This window comes from Halosaccharopolyspora lacisalsi, from assembly GCF_014137975.1.
Lineage (GTDB): Bacteria > Actinomycetota > Actinomycetes > Mycobacteriales > Pseudonocardiaceae > Halosaccharopolyspora > Halosaccharopolyspora lacisalsi.
In genome coordinates this window covers 176,506-191,036 of sequence record NZ_JACGWZ010000007.1, presented here as the reverse complement: position 1 = coordinate 191,036, position 14,531 = coordinate 176,506, and the positions used below count along the sequence as shown (strand labels likewise).

Genomic DNA, 14,531 nt, shown 5'->3' with positions numbered 1-14,531 from the left:
TTTCGCCGCGTTCCGGTGACGTGAAGCTGCCCACCCCGTTTCCTTTCCGGGTATACCTGGAGCTACCGTCCCATTCGGGTCGGGAAGGCCTCGATTCGTTCTTGGAGGGACTCGAACGGTGACCGGACGCTACGAGGAGCCCGAAACGCAGCACCACTTCGCCGCGGCCTCACCCGGTGCCGAAGAGGAGGCGAATTCCACCGGGGAGACGGCGGGAGGAGACGCACCGGACTACGGCGGCGGTTTCTCGGAGCAGGAGCAGTCGTCCCGATCCGGGCACTACGTCGAACCGCGGACCGACCCCGACCAGCCGTTGCCCGGCGCTGCCGATGCCGGGCAGGTGCCTCCGGCGGTCCCCTGGACGCAGCAGGGCTCCCAGTCGGGCCCCTATCCGACCCAGTCGGGTCCCCATCCGCCTCCCTCGGGGCCGCACGCGGTGCCCGGTGTTTCCGAACCTCATCCGGTCGCCGGAGAATCGTCCGGTCCCTGGTACTCGGGTGGCCAGCCCTACACTCCTCAAGCCCAACCCCAACCCGGCCAACCCCAACCCGGTCAAGTCCCACCGGGGTATTCCACGGGGCCGCAACCCGTGGGGTGGCAACAGCAACAGCAGCAACATTCTGTTCCCTCACACCAACAGCTTCCCGGTGCGACCGGAACATCGGATCAGCCGTTCGGTCAGGATCTCTCGTCCGCACAGCTGCTTCGTCAGACCAAGCGGCCCCCTCAGTCGGGCTGGCGGCGCGCGGTGTACCTGGTCAGCGGACGCACCGTCAATCTGGGGGAGAGCCCCGCAGACCTGCGTCGCCGTGAGCTGATCTCCCGCATCAACCAGCCGCTGCACGGTTGCTACAAGATCGCGATGCTGAGTCTCAAGGGAGGAGTCGGCAAGACGACGGCGACGGCCACGCTGGGGTCCACGTTCTCCTCGCTGCGTGGTGACCGGGTGATCGCGGTCGATGCCAACCCCGATCGCGGGACGCTGAGCCAGAAGATCCCGCTGGAGACCACGGCCACCGTGCGCCATCTGCTGCGGGACTCCCAGCGCATCCGCAAGTACAGCGACGTGCGCTCGTACACCTCGCAGGGGCCGAGCCGGTTGGAGATCCTGGCCAGTGAACAGGATCCGGCTGTTTCGGAGGCGTTCAGCGAGGACGACTACCGGCGCAGCGTGAACCTGCTGGAGCACTTCTACAACGTGGTGCTGACCGACTGCGGGACGGGACTGATGCACTCGGCGATGAAGGGAGTGCTCGACCTCGCCGACTCCCTCGTGATCGTCTCGTCCAGTTCCATCGACGGTGCCCGCAGTGCCTCGGCCACGTTGGACTGGTTGGACGCGCACGGCTACGGAGGACTGGTCGCGCGCTCGGTGGCGGTGATCAATTCGGTGCGGCCCGGATCGGGCAAGGTGGACGTGGACAAGCTCGCCGCGCACTTCGAGTCGCGGTGCCGGGCGGTTTCCAAGATCCCCTTCGACGCGCACCTGGACGAGGGCGCCGAGGTGGAGCTGGACCAACTCGCCGCCCCTACCAGGCTGGCCTTGCTGGAGCTCGCGGCGACCGTGGCCGACGACTTTCCCCACGCGCTCGGTCGTCAGCGCGGCCAGGAGGGATGAGGCCCGGCCGCGGCCTCAGCCGTCCTCGTCACGGTTGTCGTCGCGCTTTCCGATGCTCCGGAGAAACTCGGGGTCGTCGTCGGGGGCGACCGTGGTACTACCGGAGCCACGGCCCTGGGTGTTGGATCCGAACGCCTGCCAGAGCAGGACGGCTACGGTGATCACGCCGATCACCGCGAAGATGTAGATCATGTGGCCCCTTTCGTTCCTACCCACGAGATTAACGCAACTCGCGGGTGGGAACGGTGGCCGTGCGTTCCGTTTACAGCGATCCGACGTCGTTGGTCAACTCCGCCAGCAGGGCACGAACCTCGGTCTCCCTGAAGCGGCGGTGGCCTCCCGGTGTGCGGATGGAACCGATTCGCCCCGCCGTTGCCCACCGGGTCACGGTCTTCGGATCGACCCGGAACAGTGTGGCGACTTCACCCGGGGTGAGCAACTGGTCCTGGTTGTTGGGGTGAGTCTGCTGGGTCGACGCGGTCACGGGTGACCTCCACGTGCGAGTCGGGTTTTCGGGCATTCCGGTCGCATCCTGGCACTCCTGCCCGCGGGTACTCGAACATTTGGCTCCAGGTAAAGGGAAAGTAAGGGATGAAAAGGGCGGTTCGGGCATCGGGGCTCTGCGCTGCGAAAGTCCGTGGCTTCGGCGAGGCGTGGTCCGGTGTCTTGCTTTCTCCGGGGCGAGCGGATCATCGAGTTCGGTGGGCGAACTCACCCGGTACCGGCGTGGTGTGACCTCTGAAGGAGCGTGTTCTACCCTGGTTGACGTGCAGGAACAGCAAGCGGCGTCCGAGCCCGCGGTTTCGGCCGAGCCGGAATCGAAGCACGGGCTGGCCCGTGACGTCACGCTCTACAGCCTGGCCAGACTGGGGATGCTCGTCTTCGTCGCGGTCGTGTTGGTGGTGTTCAACGTTCCGCTGCTGGTCGCGGCCGCGGTGGCGGTGGTGGTGGCCATGCCGTTGTCGCTGCTGGTGTTCGGGCGGCTCCATCGTCGGGTGTCGGAGGGGATGGCTCGTCGTTCCGAGCGGCGACGTGCGCGTCGCGAGGAGCTCAAGGCGCAGCTGCGCGGAGAACGCGAGGAGGAGGCCGCGGAGGTCTCCGAAGAACACCGGTGACCTCCCTGCGGGCAGTCGCGGGGTCAACGTTTCCGATACGCTCGTTCAGCGGTGATCGGCGCTCGCGGAGCTTCCGCGCGTTTTGGCGCCGATGGGTGACGAGGAACACTTTCGAGGTCCGGGGATGAGCGGGATGCGGAAACGAGCGGTACTGCGGGTGCTCGCCGTACTGGGGCTGATCGCCGTGTCCGGCTGTACCCAGCAACAGCGCCCGACGGATTCGGGTGCTCCGACTTCGGAGACGACTCGCAGCGCGATGGGGTCCGTGCCGCCTTCCGTGGCTCGTGAGGTGCCTCCGGAGCGGCGCGTTCGGTTGGCTCGGGTGTCGTCGGAGCGGATGTGCGAGCTGGTGAGCCCTTCGGTTCTGGACAGCCTCGCTTTCCCGGTGCGCCCGGGTCGTCCCCGTGAGGTTGGTGTGGACCCCCCTGTGCGGGGGTGCGTGTTCGCCGCGCGCGACGATTCCGGTTCGGTGCTCGTCGGTACTCAACCGGGCGGTTTCGCCGATTCGGGTGCGCGGGAGATCTCGTTGGACGGAGTGCGGGCCTCGAAGACGCGGCATGCCAACGACTGCACCGTGCTCGCCGGCGTCGAGGGGGCGACTTTGCAGGTCACCGTCACGGAGCACGGAGCGGATCCCGGGCGGTGCGAGAGTGCGGCCTCCGTCGCGCGGTACGCCCTGGAAGGACTCGTGCGCTGAGGATCTGCCGCGGGCGCGATCTTGTCACGGGTCGGTAACTTTCTCCTGTTTCCTCCGTTCGGCGGTGCGGCACTGTTAAACAGTGATGCGCGCGCGGGAAATCAGGAGGTGTGGTGCCGGAGCACATGCGAGCTGTTCCGTTCGAATTGCACGGTTACGGCGGATTGCTCGACCGCAATGCCGGTCATTTTGAGATGATCAGGAATCATGCCGCGGAAACCGCCTTCGACACCAGCGGGTTCACCGGTGTCATTGTGACGCTGATTCCGGTGGTGGAGGGGGTTGCGGAGCTCTGCGGCGAGACTTTGCGTATCGCGCGGGAGAGGCTGGTTAACGTCCGGGAAAAGTTGGCGGAGACGGCGGACGACCACGAGGAGCGCGAGCGGCAGCTCGGTGAGATGATCCGGCGAATTCAGGACGAACTCGACGGAATGAAGGTCTGAGAGTGATCGATGGGTGATTTCGCCGACGCCACGGACCCGGCCAGCAAGTTCGAGACCGATCCCGGCGAGGACGACGCGGCGGGACTGGAGGAGGCCATCAACAACGCCGGATGGCAGGTCCAGTCCGTCAACCGGGTGTACGGGCAGGTCACCGGACAGAATCTGGTGGAACAACTGATATCCCCGCTTGCCGGGGATTTCGCGCAGATCAGGAAGAACGCCACGGCCTGGGGTGAGGTGGGAGACGCGCTGCGGGCGGCGCGGGAGAACCTCAGCGCCGGGGTGAGCGAGCTCCGGGAGTCCTGGGACGGCGCCGGGGTCATGGCTTTCGAAACCATGATGGTGTCCACCCGGACGGTGGCTCTCGAGGCCGATGCCGGGGTCGCCGACCTGGTCGGTATGGGTTTCAACAAGGCGGCCGACGTCTCGGAGAGACTGCGCAACAAGGCGCTGGAACTGTTGACCAAACTGGTCGATCGGTTGATCGAGGCGGCCGCGACGGGTTGGGTTCCGGGCGTGGGTTGGGCGAACCTGGTTCGGAAGGTCGTTCAGTGCATCGACCTCGTGACCACGATTCACGACATGATTCAGTCCATTGTCCAGCTGTACCAGGGGATCGTGCGGATGGTGGAAGGAATCGAGGCGGCCGGAACCTCCCTGCCCGGGATCGGTGAGATCAGCGGTGGTGGCGACGGTCCCCGGAGTCCGGGTGACATGACCAATCTGGTCCTGGACAGGGGTGGCGAGCTGGGTGGTGCCGCCACTTCAGGGCACGGATGCCGCCAGTCAGGTGCGGGACTCCGCCACTCGGATGCGTGATGGTGCCGACCAGGCACGGGATGGGGCCGCGGGGGGTCGGCAGTCCGCCAGTGCTCTCCGTGGAAGCGGTTCCGAGGACGCGGGCGGCGGTTCGGGTTACCGGACCGTGCTGTCCCGAAACCTGTAGGTCCGCTGTCGTGCGGTGTTCGGAAGGTGAATGACGTGAACGAGAACGGCTGGAAGACTCCCGCGATCCGCGAGGCGGAGGCCGCCCTCGAGGAGGCGCTGGCCGAAGCCGAGCGTGCCGAGGCACGAGCGGAGGAGATGAACGCCTCACTGCCGGACAGCAAGTTGTCCCGGGACCAGGTGGAGCAGGTCGAACGGCTTGTTCGTGCCGGTAAGGCTCCCGAGGAGATCAGCGCTCTGCAGCGGCGTACCGACGAGGGGGGAGCTCACCTGGAACGACGTGTCCGAGGGGCGTGCGTTGCAGGACGAGGGGGTGCAGCGGGCGTTCTCCGCGGGAATTCCGAACATGCGGCATGTCAAGGAACTCCTCGACGAGGGGCACGACCTCGATGACATCCTCGAATCCGACCCGAACCGGCCTGCCCCCGACCTCGAGGACGAAGACGAACCGCCGGACGCGTTCCTCCGGTGAATGGTGATTGGGAAGAATGACGAAAAGGAAGGTCATGTGGAGTGCGGCGATTACGTGGGCGCTTCTCGTGATTGTGGCATTCGCCGTGTTGTACGGGGTGGCGACGTTCAGTTACACCAGACTCGGGCTGGCCTCGTTCGAGAGCGGTACGTCGCGTACCGAGGAGTATCGCTGGAACGACGGTCCGATTCTGATCGAGCGTCCGGCGAAGGTCGGCAAGAAGAGGTCGCTGGCTTGTCAGGTCTGCCCCGTGAACGGCGAACACCGGACCGTGACCTTCTCGAAGCTGAAAAGGAGCAAGGGGTACGTGACGCGGGAACCGTGGTTCGCGGGGTCGGCGGCCATGCGTTGTGCCAGTCCGGTCAAGGTGTATTCCGGGTCGGGTTACCACATGTACCTGCTGGCCCACAGTAGGCTTTTCCAGGTGGGAGTGGCCGTTCTCGCGGTCGCTCCGCTGGCGATGATGTTCTTGCTGGCCTCTGGTGTGAAGGTTTCGGACCTGAAGGCGGCACTTCCACGTCGCCGCTGAAGTACTACGGGCCGCCGACCGGCGGCCCGTAGCGCGCTATCCCAGGGCGAGGGTGATGCCGCTGGCCACGGCCCAGCCGAGCATGGCCAGCCCGGTGTCGCGCAGGGCGGGAAGGAGCTTGAGCCCCGTCGACCCGCGCGCGACCGCGCGTATCGAGGGGATCAGCAACGGTAGCGCCAGGAACCCGAGCAGCGCCGGCGTGTTGCTGAGCCCGGTCACCGTCGTGATCAGGAAGGGCACGAGCACCAGCGTGATGTAGAGGGTGCGGGTGTCGCGGTCCCCGAGCATCACGGCCAGCGTGCGTTTGCCGCTGACGGTGTCGTTGGGAATGTCGCGGAGGTTGTTGGCGACCAGCACCGCACTGGAGAAGGAACCGATGGCCACGGCCGCTCCGATACCGGAGCCGGTGACGGTGTCGGCCTGCACGTAGAGGGTGCCCAGCACCGCTACGGGGCCGAAGAACACGAACACCGCCAGCTCGCCCAACCCGGCGTAACCGTAGGGGTGCCTGCCACCGGTGTAGAACCACGCCCCCGCGATGCACGCGGCCCCGACGGCGAGCAGCCACCAGTGTTCGCTGAGCAGGACCACGCCGATGCCGGCGACGGCGGCGAGGCCGAAGCAGGTGAAGGCCGCCGCGCGGACGGATCGTGCGGCGACCGTTCCGGAGCCCACGAGCCGTTGTGGCCCTGTGCGGTCGTCGTCGGTGCCCCGGATTCCGTCGGAGTAGTCGTTGGCGAAGTTGACGCCGGTGATCAGCAGCAGCGCCACCGCCAAGGACAGGGCGGCCAGCGGGAGGTCGAACGCGTCGGTGCCCGCCGCGGCCCCGGTCCCGGCGAGAACGGGGGCGATCGCGTTCGGCCAGGTTCGGACGCGAGCTCCTTCGATCCATTCAGCGACTGTGGCCATGTGAAACATCTTCGCGCATCGAGTTCTCCGGCCCGGCCAGCGCCTCCCGCAAAGCCCGTCGGTCGGGTTTGCCGGGGCCCCGCACGGGGAGTTCCTCGAAGAAGGAGACGTGCTTGGGGGCGGCTGCCGTGCCCGCCTGTTCACGCACCGCCGCGCGCAGCTCCTCGACGGCCGGGGGCGTGGTGAGGTCGGCCGGGACGACGGCGGCGGCCACGGACTGCCCCCACTCGGCGTCCGGAACACCGAGCACGCACGCCTCCCGGACCCGCGGGTCCTGGGTCAGGATCCGTTCGACGGCGATCGGGGCGACGTTGACGCCTCCGGTGATGACGACGTCGTCGGCACGTCCGAGCACGTCCAGCCGGCCGCCGTGCCAGCGTCCCAGGTCCCCGGTGCGGAACCAGCCCGCGGAGAAGGCCTCCGTAGCGGGATCGCGGCGGTAGCCCCTGGCCAGCATCGGACCGGTGAGACCGATCGCGCCCGGTTCGTCGTCGAGGTGCACCCGCACCCCCTCCAGCGGGACACCGTCGTAGACGCAACCACCGGAGGTCTCGCTCATGCCGTAGGTCGTGACCACCCGGACGCCGGACTCGTCGGCTCGCCGGAGCAGCGCGGGCGGGGTGGCCGAACCACCGAGGAGCACGGCGTCGAACTCGCGAAGCGCCGTCAGCCCCGCTCCACCGTCGTCGAGCAACCGAGTGAGCTGCGTGGGGACCAGAGCCGTGTAGCGCGGTCCGTGGGCGGGCACGCGTCGAGCGGCTGCGGCGAAGCCGTCCGGGCGGAAGCCGTCGGTGGTGTCGACGACTCCCGGGGGCGTTCCCGCCAGCAGCGAGCGGATCAGTACCTGGATGCCCGCGATGTGGTGGGCGGGCATGGCCAGCAGCCAGTGACCGTCTCCGCCGAGGTGCCGGTGCGTGGCCGTGGCCGAGGCCCGCAGCGCCGAAGCGCTCAGCAGCACGCCCTTGGGGGTGCCCGTCGAGCCGGAAGTGGCGAGGACCAGGGCCGTCGGGTCGGCGGGGTCGTCCTCGCCGGGTTCCAGCGGCTCGCCGGCACCGAGCGCTTCGCCGACTCGCCGAGCCACCGTGGGCTCGTCCTCGGCGAGGGGCAGCAGCGCGGGTCCGTCGCCGTCGAGCGCTCGCCGCAGGGCGGGGAGGACCTCCACCGCTCGCGTTCCCGTCGGTACCGTAAGCGTCTGGAGTTCCCGCGTGCTGGCCATGCCTCCAGTGTCCGCGTGATCCCCGGTGGGCCGCACCGGGCTGCGAGAACGGCCATAGTCGGCTACGCCACTGCCGATGCTCCCGGGTTCAGTAGTACCAGGGGTGGTCGGACCAGTCGGGATCGCGGCGTTCCAGGAACGCGTCGCGGCCCTCGACGGCTTCGTCGGTCGTGTAGGCCAGCCTGGTGCTCTCCCCGGCGAAGAGCTGCTGACCGACCAGGCCGTCGTCGATGGAGTTGAAGGCGTACTTGAGCATCCGCTGGGCGGTCGGTGACTTGCCGTTGATCTCGGCGGACCACTGCAGCGCGGTGCTTTCCAGCTCGGCGTGGTCGACCACCTCGTTGACCATGCCCATGCGGTGGGCCTGATCGGCGTCGTAGGAGCGTCCGAGGAAGAAGATCTCGCGGGCGAACTTCTGCCCGACCTGGCGCGCGAGGTAGGCCGAACCGAACCCGCCGTCGAAGCTGCCCACGTCGGCGTCGGTCTGCTTGAACCGGGCGTGCTCGGCGCTGGCCAGCGTGAGGTCGCACACCACGTGCAGGCTGTGCCCACCCCCGGCGGCCCAGCCGGGCACCACGGCCATCACGATTTTCGGCATGAACCGGATCAGCCGCTGCACCTCCAGGATGTGCAGCCGCCCGGCGCGCGCCGCGTCGACGGTCTCCGCGGACTCCCCCGAGGCGTAGCGGTACCCTGAACGACCGCGAATCCGCTGGTCGCCGCCGGAGCAGAAGGCCCATCCGCCGTCCTTGGGCGACGGTCCGTTGCCGGTGAGCAGGACACAGCCGACATCGGAGGTCATCCTGGCGTGGTCGAGGGCTCGGTAGAGCTCGTCGACGGTGTGCGGTCGGAACGCGTTGCGTACCTCGGGCCGGTCGAAAGCGATACGTACGGTGCCCGCGGCGCGGCCTTCGGCCACGCACCGGTGATAGGTGATGTCGGTGAAATCGAAGCCCTCCACGGGACGCCACGCGGACGGGTCGAAGAGATCTGAAACAGGTGAGTTCTGCACCCCTGGGACAATAAGGGGGTCGAAGCGCCAAGTCGGCGGGTACCACCGGGTGTTCTCGCGGTGCGGTATGTCCTCTCGGGGAGGTTCGGGGTGATCGGGTGAATCCCTCCGCGGCACAGTCCGGAGTGATCATTGATGAGTTGGTGCGCAACGGCGTGCACCACGTGGTGCTGTCACCGGGATCGCGCAATGCGCCGTTGGCCTTCGCGCTGCACGAGGCCGCCGAGGCCGGGCGGGTGAACCTGCACGTGCGCATCGACGAGCGCAGCGCCGGTTTCCTGGCGCTGGGGCTGGCCGACGCCGGTGCGCGCCCGGTGGCCGTGGTGTGCACCTCGGGCACGGCCGCGGCGAACCTGCATCCGGCCGTGAGCGAGGCGTGGCACTCCGCCGTGCCGCTGATCGTGCTCACCGCCGACCGGCCGCCGGAACTGCGGGCGGCGGGTGCCAACCAGACCATCGACCAACACCACCTCTACGGCACTCAGACGCGCTGGTTCGACGAGCTGGCCGTGGCCGAGCACCGTCCGGGCCAGAACGCCTACTGGCGCAGCCAGATCTGCCGGGCCGCCAATGCGGCGCGCGGGGGCGGGCGTCGCCGGTGCGCTCCGGTGCACGTCAACATCCCGCTGCGGGAGCCGCTGGTACCGACCGGGGACCACGAGTGGTGCGAGTCGCTCGAAGGCCGTTCGGGCGGGGTGGCCTGGACCGTTCCCGGGGAGGTCCCCTCCCACGACGCGGGGCTGACTTCGGTGCGTTCCTCGCGCGGGCTGGTGCTGGTGGCCGACGACGCCACCGAGGAAGCCGCCGACTGGGCGCGGCGGCTGGGATGGCCGTTGCTGGCGGAGTCCGGTGGTGTGGGGGTCGCCGGAACCAACGTCGTGTCCGCCGGCATGTGGCTGCTGGACCTGCCCGGGTTTCTCGACGCCCACCGCCCCGAGCAAGTGGTGTGCGTCGGGCGGCCGACGGTGTTTCGCCAGGTGCAGCGCTTGCTGGCGGACCGGGACGTGGAGACGCTGCTGGTGCACTCCGACCCCGACGTCTGGCCCGCGCCCGCGCACGACGTGGTGGAGGTCGCCTCGACGGTGGGGTCCGCGTCGGTGTCGCACGACCCCGACTGGCTGACCGCCTGGCAGCAGGCCGACCACAAGGTCTCCGCCGCGCTTCACTCGGCGCTGGACCTGGAGCACTGGCCCACCGGGCCGGTGGTGGCCAGTGACGTGGTGGATGCCCTGCCGTCCGGGGCGCTGTTCGTGCTGGGGGCCTCGAACCCGTCCAGGGACGTGGCACTGGCCGGGCGGCACCGCCCGGACGTGGTCGTGCACCGCAACCGGGGCGTGGCCGGCATCGACGGCACGGTGTCGACGGCGGTCGGGGCTGCTCTGGCCCACGACGGGCCCTCCTACGCGCTGCTCGGGGACCTGACGTTCCTGCACGACAGCAACGGGTTGCTGCTGGGACCGGCCGAGCAGCGGCCGGACCTGACCGTCGTGGTGTTCAACGACGACGGTGGCGGGATCTTCTCCCTGCTGGAGCAGGGTTCCCCGGAGCACGGGGCGTCGTTCGAACGCGTCTTCGGTACCCCGCACGGAACCGACCTCGGGTCGCTGTGCGCGGCTCACGGGGTCGAACACGTGGTGGTGCGGCAGCGATCCGAGTTCCGGGAGGCCCTGCGTTCCCGTCCCGGTCTGCGGGTCGTGGAGATCCGGGCCGGGCGCGAGGAGTTGCGCGACGTTCACGAGCGGCTGCGTACCGTCGTCTCCTCGGCCGTGCTGGGGTAGCGGTTTTCCCGGATTTCGCCGATCCTCCGGGAAAAATCGTGAACGCGCCGTGCTCGCGGCGTCGTGCTCGCGCGCATAGTCTCTTCTCGGACCACGGGAGTCGCACCGCGTGCTCGTTCGACTACGACGGGTTCCGGTGTCCGAGGAGGTAATCAGTGTTTCGAAGACTAGGTTTGCGTGCCACGGCCGCGGCCTGCTGCGCGGCGGGGATGCTCGCGACACCGGCCCTGGCCGGTGCGGCCGGGCCGGGCGCGCCCGGCGTGGGTGACGAGTACTTCCCCCACGCCGGCAACGGCGGCTACGACGTGTCCCACTACGACATCAGGGTGCGGTACCAACCGGAGACCGATCACCTGCGGGGCACCACGACGATCGTGGCCGAGCCGACCAAGGAGCTGACCACGTTCAACCTCGACTTCGCGCTGGGCGTCGAGTCGGTGCGGGTCAACGGTGAGCGGGCCGAGTTCACCCGCGAGTCGGGCAGCGAGGTCACGGTGAACCCGGCGGGCACGCTCGCCGAGGGCAGCCTGGCGACCTTCGTCGTGGAGTACTCGGGCACGCCGTCGAAGGTCGAGGTGGACGGCGAGAACCCGTGGATCAGGACCGACGACGGTGCGCTGGCGGTCGGGCAGCCGCAGGTCGCCGAGTGGTGGTTCCCCAGCAGCGACCACCCCAGCGACAAGGCCACCTTCGACATTTCCGCGACCGTCCCGAACGGCACCGAGGTACTGGCCAACGGAATGAACACCGGCAGGTCTGAGCTGGCGGGCTGGACCACCTGGAAGTGGCGGATGACCGAGCCCAGCGCCACCTACCTCGCGTTCATGGCCGTCGGGCAGTACGAGGTCAACGGCAAGGTGGGTGACTCGTTCGTCACCGCCTACGGCGACGACCTCGGCAGGTTCGAGGGCGCGGCCAAGGCCAGCATCGAGCGGACGCCCGAGGTGGTGGACTTCCTGTCCGGCCTGGTCGGCGAGTACCCGTTCCACCACCAGGGCGGTGTGGTCTCCGACGACACGGACATGGGTTTCGCCCTGGAGACCCAGACCCGGCCGGTCTACAGTCCCCTGTTCTTCCAGCGCGGCTCCAACGTCTCCGTGGTGGTCCACGAGAACGCCCACCAGTGGTTCGGCGACTCGATCGCCGTCGAGGAGTGGAGCGAGATCTGGATCAACGAGGGCTTCGCGACCTACGCGGAGTGGATGTGGTCGGAGGCCCAGGGCACCAGCACCGCCCAGGAGCTGTTCGACCACTACTACTCGGCGTACCCGGCCGACCACGAGATCTGGCAGGTCACGCCGGGTGATCCCGGGGTGGAGAACCTGTTCCACGCCTCGGTCTACGACCGTGGCGCGATGACGTTGCACGCGCTGCGCAACCGCATCGGCGATCAGGCGCTGTTCGACACCGTGCGCACCTGGGTCGAGCAGCAGCGCGGTGGTAACGCCGCGGTCGATGAGTTCATCGCCCTGGCCGAGAGGACCTCGGGCCAGCAGCTCGACGAGTTCTTCGACGCGTGGCTGTTCTCCAAGGGCAAGCCCGCGGCCGGTGAGGTGACGGGCGTTCCGGCGCAGACCGCCGCGCGCACCGCCGCCGTCGCTCCGGAGCCGAAGGCCGTCGCCGAGCTGAACCGCACCCACGAGCTGCTCAGTCAGCGCCACCAGCACTGACCCGCTCGACCGATCCGAGGGGCGTCTTCCTCGCCGGGGGAGGCGCCCCTCGTTCTTTCGGTCAGTCGTGAGGTCGGTTCTCTTCGCGCAGTTCCCGGAGAGCGGCGGTGGCGGGCTTTCCTCGCGCGGCTGGTGTGAACGTCCGAAGGCGTCACCGCAGCCCTTCGAGGGCTTCGCGGATGGGCAGCAGCTTGGCCTGGGCCTCGGCGGTCTCCTCGTCGGGATCGGAGTCGGCGACGATGCCGCAGCCCGCGAACAGCCGGAGAGTGCTCGCCCGGTCCGTGCCGCCCGGGTCCTCGATCCGCGCGCAGCGCAGGGCGATGCCGAACTCCCCGTTGTCCGCGCCGTCGACCCACCCCACGGGCCCGGCGTAGCGCCCCCGATCCATGCCCTCCAGCTCGCCGATCAGGCGCACGGCCTGCTCCGTCGGCGTGCCGCCCACCGCAGCTGTCGGGTGCACCGCGCCCACGAGACGCAGCAGCGTGGACTCGGCGTCTCCCGAGCGCTCCAGTCGTCCGGACACGGTCGAGGCCAGGTGCATCACGTTGCGCAGCCGGAGCACCTCGGGCGCGTCGGACACGCTCAACTCCTCGCAGAACGGGCGCAGGCTGGTGGCCAGCGAGTTCACGGCGTGGACGTGCTCCCGCTGGTTCTTGGCCGAGGAGAGCAGCTCCTTGGCCAGCAGCTCGGCGTCGGTGCTGTCCCGCGGCCAGGTCGTGCCCGCCAGCACCTGGGAGTGCACGTCGCTGCCCTCGCGCCGCAGGAGGAGCTCGGGGGTGGCGCCGACGAGCCCGTCCACGGCGAACGTCCAGCAGTTCGGGTGCCGCGTGGCCAGGTTGCGCAGCAGGAATCGACTGTCGAGCGGTCGCGAGGTCGCGGCCAGCAGGTCGTGGGCGAGTACGATCTTGCTCGCACCACCGGGTTCGCGCATGCGACGAACCGACTCGGCCACCGCCGCGCGGTACGCCGTGGAGGCCACGTGGCCGTCGCCGTAGCGAATCGTTCCCGGACGTCGGATCGGTGGTGCGCTCTCCGGCTCGTAGTCACCGACGGTGGTGATCCAGCGGACTCCGTTCCGCTGCCCGACGACGACGCGGGGGATCGTGATCACCGAAGTCCCGGGGTCGGCGTCGAAGGAGAGGCTGGCGAAGGCCACCGGCCCGGTACCGGCGATCCGGACCTCGTCGTCGATCCCCATCCGCGCGCGCATCGACCGCCACCACCGGTCGGCCTCCGCGAACCGCGCGGGTCCGGAGGTGTGTACGCGGTCCAGCTCACCCCAGCCCACGAGCCCGTCACCGTCGCGAATCCAGCTCACCGGCTCGTGCGTCGGGGGAAGCTCCGGCAACGGCGGGTGGTACGAGGGGTCTCCGGGACGGATCTCGCGGGTTCGGACGGTCACGGCACGGGGGGAGTTCGCCACCCGACGAGGGTATGTGCCACGGGCGGGACACGGCTGCCGATGAGGTGGAGCGGAGTCCGTCCGAGGCCCCCGCCTACAATCGCCGACTGTGGCTGGTGATGCGCTTTCGCGGGACGCAGCGGGCGCTGCGGCCGAGGCGAACACGGACGGTGGCTCCGCGGCGCCCCGATGGACACGGCGTCGAGTGCGACGGCTGGCTTCGTGGGCGGTGCTGGCGCTGGGAGGTCTGATCACGGCGCTTTTGCTGATGCTGCTGATCGCCTGTTTCATCAACGACCGCACCATCGAGAACTCGCGCGGCACGGCCGTGGCCGAGGTGGTCGACACTTCCCTGACGCGCACGGCCGTGCGCTTCAACACCGAATCCGGACGCGTGTTCAACCCGCCGGGCGGTGTGCTGTACCCCTCGCGGCTGAAGGAGGGACAGCTCGTTCGGGTCGAGTACGACGAGGACAACCCGGATCTCGTCCGCGTGGAGGGACGCGACGTGACCGTGGCACTGCTGCCCGTCTTCAGCGCCGTGGCCGTGCTGTGGGCGGTGTTGCTGCCCGTGTTCTGGCTCCTGCGGCGAGCCGCCGCACGTGCCGGCGAACCGGCTCGTATTTGAGTACTTTCCCCGAGGCGCACGGGATCTCGCCGCCGCATAGTGGAGTGATGTCGCTATGGGGCGCTGCTCTCCGGACCACGAGGGGCGTGGGCCGCTC

The 14,531-nt window shown here is 69.0% G+C and carries 16 protein-coding genes; 10 read left to right on the top strand and 6 right to left on the bottom strand.

Translation table 11 applies throughout. The features are described from left to right. The first annotated feature begins 118 nt into the window (after positions 1 to 118). The gene (locus FHX42_RS21900) at positions 119 to 1,618 is read left to right on the top strand and encodes a MinD/ParA family ATP-binding protein (protein WP_328796629.1); all 1,500 of its coding nucleotides are present in this window, start codon (positions 119 to 121) and stop codon (positions 1,616 to 1,618) included. 15 nt (positions 1,619 to 1,633) lie between these two features. Here the strand turns inward: FHX42_RS21900 and FHX42_RS21895 are convergent, their stop codons facing one another. Beyond that, the gene (locus FHX42_RS21895; RefSeq protein WP_182546329.1) at positions 1,634 to 1,810 is read right to left on the bottom strand and encodes a hypothetical protein; all 177 of its coding nucleotides are present in this window, start codon (positions 1,808 to 1,810) and stop codon (positions 1,634 to 1,636) included. Positions 1,811 to 1,880: 70 nt separating this feature from the next. Then, positions 1,881 to 2,102 (bottom strand): BldC family transcriptional regulator, encoded by a 222-nt coding sequence (locus FHX42_RS21890; protein ID WP_182546328.1) that lies wholly within the window; start codon positions 2,100 to 2,102, stop codon positions 1,881 to 1,883. Between the two features lie 283 nt (positions 2,103 to 2,385). Here FHX42_RS21890 and FHX42_RS21885 point away from each other — a divergent pair, with 283 nt between their 5' ends. The 6 genes from FHX42_RS21885 (at position 2,386) to FHX42_RS21860 (ending at position 5,819) form a co-directional block, all read left to right on the top strand. Continuing rightward, entirely contained in the window at positions 2,386 to 2,733 is a 348-nt protein-coding gene (locus FHX42_RS21885) for a DUF4229 domain-containing protein (protein WP_328796628.1), read from the top strand. 124 nt (positions 2,734 to 2,857) lie between these two features. Next, entirely contained in the window at positions 2,858 to 3,430 is a 573-nt protein-coding gene (locus tag FHX42_RS21880) for a DUF3558 family protein (protein WP_182546327.1), read from the top strand. 113 nt (positions 3,431 to 3,543) lie between these two features. Further along, positions 3,544 to 3,873: a hypothetical protein gene (locus tag FHX42_RS21875; RefSeq protein ID WP_182546326.1), complete on the top strand. Its 330-nt coding sequence runs from the start codon at positions 3,544 to 3,546 to the stop codon at positions 3,871 to 3,873. 9 nt (positions 3,874 to 3,882) lie between these two features. Then, the gene (locus tag FHX42_RS21870; protein ID WP_182546325.1) at positions 3,883 to 4,692 is read left to right on the top strand and encodes a WXG100 family type VII secretion target; all 810 of its coding nucleotides are present in this window, start codon (positions 3,883 to 3,885) and stop codon (positions 4,690 to 4,692) included. 406 nt (positions 4,693 to 5,098) lie between these two features. Then, the gene (locus FHX42_RS26820) at positions 5,099 to 5,290 is read left to right on the top strand and encodes a hypothetical protein (RefSeq protein WP_235987722.1); all 192 of its coding nucleotides are present in this window, start codon (positions 5,099 to 5,101) and stop codon (positions 5,288 to 5,290) included. A 7-nt stretch (positions 5,291 to 5,297) separates the two neighbouring features. Next, positions 5,298 to 5,819 (top strand): hypothetical protein, encoded by a 522-nt coding sequence (locus FHX42_RS21860; RefSeq protein ID WP_182546324.1) that lies wholly within the window; start codon positions 5,298 to 5,300, stop codon positions 5,817 to 5,819. Between the two features lie 36 nt (positions 5,820 to 5,855). Here the strand turns inward: FHX42_RS21860 and FHX42_RS21855 are convergent, their stop codons facing one another. The 3 genes from FHX42_RS21855 to FHX42_RS21845 all read right to left on the bottom strand — a co-directional run bounded on the left by FHX42_RS21855 (position 5,856) and on the right by FHX42_RS21845 (position 8,956). After that, positions 5,856 to 6,728, bottom strand: a complete 873-nt coding sequence (locus tag FHX42_RS21855) for a 1,4-dihydroxy-2-naphthoate polyprenyltransferase (protein ID WP_182546323.1) — start codon at positions 6,726 to 6,728, stop codon at positions 5,856 to 5,858. After that, positions 6,712 to 7,944, bottom strand: coding sequence for an o-succinylbenzoate--CoA ligase (menE, locus tag FHX42_RS21850; RefSeq protein ID WP_182546322.1), 1,233 nt, complete (start codon positions 7,942 to 7,944; stop codon positions 6,712 to 6,714). Before menE ends, FHX42_RS21855 begins: the two co-directional genes overlap by 17 nt. Before the next feature lie 88 nt (positions 7,945 to 8,032). Then, the gene (locus FHX42_RS21845; protein WP_182546321.1) at positions 8,033 to 8,956 is read right to left on the bottom strand and encodes a 1,4-dihydroxy-2-naphthoyl-CoA synthase; all 924 of its coding nucleotides are present in this window, start codon (positions 8,954 to 8,956) and stop codon (positions 8,033 to 8,035) included. Positions 8,957 to 9,054: 98 nt separating this feature from the next. Here FHX42_RS21845 and menD point away from each other — a divergent pair, with 98 nt between their 5' ends. Together menD and FHX42_RS21835 are read left to right on the top strand one after the other, a co-directional pair. Continuing rightward, complete coding sequence (gene menD / locus FHX42_RS21840) at positions 9,055 to 10,734, top strand: 2-succinyl-5-enolpyruvyl-6-hydroxy-3-cyclohexene-1-carboxylic-acid synthase (protein WP_182546320.1); 1,680 nt, start codon at positions 9,055 to 9,057, stop codon at positions 10,732 to 10,734. A gap of 155 nt (positions 10,735 to 10,889) precedes the next feature. Next, complete coding sequence (locus tag FHX42_RS21835) at positions 10,890 to 12,404, top strand: M1 family metallopeptidase (RefSeq protein WP_328796624.1); 1,515 nt, start codon at positions 10,890 to 10,892, stop codon at positions 12,402 to 12,404. Positions 12,405 to 12,555: 151 nt separating this feature from the next. Here FHX42_RS21835 and FHX42_RS21830 read toward each other — a convergent pair whose 3' ends face one another. Then, complete coding sequence (locus FHX42_RS21830; RefSeq protein WP_328796623.1) at positions 12,556 to 13,827, bottom strand: isochorismate synthase; 1,272 nt, start codon at positions 13,825 to 13,827, stop codon at positions 12,556 to 12,558. An 88-nt stretch (positions 13,828 to 13,915) separates the two neighbouring features. On the opposite strand from FHX42_RS21830, the gene FHX42_RS21825 reads away from it, so the two are divergent. After that, positions 13,916 to 14,434, top strand: a complete 519-nt coding sequence (locus FHX42_RS21825) for a DUF3592 domain-containing protein (RefSeq protein WP_328796621.1) — start codon at positions 13,916 to 13,918, stop codon at positions 14,432 to 14,434. Positions 14,435 to 14,531 lie beyond the last annotated feature (97 nt).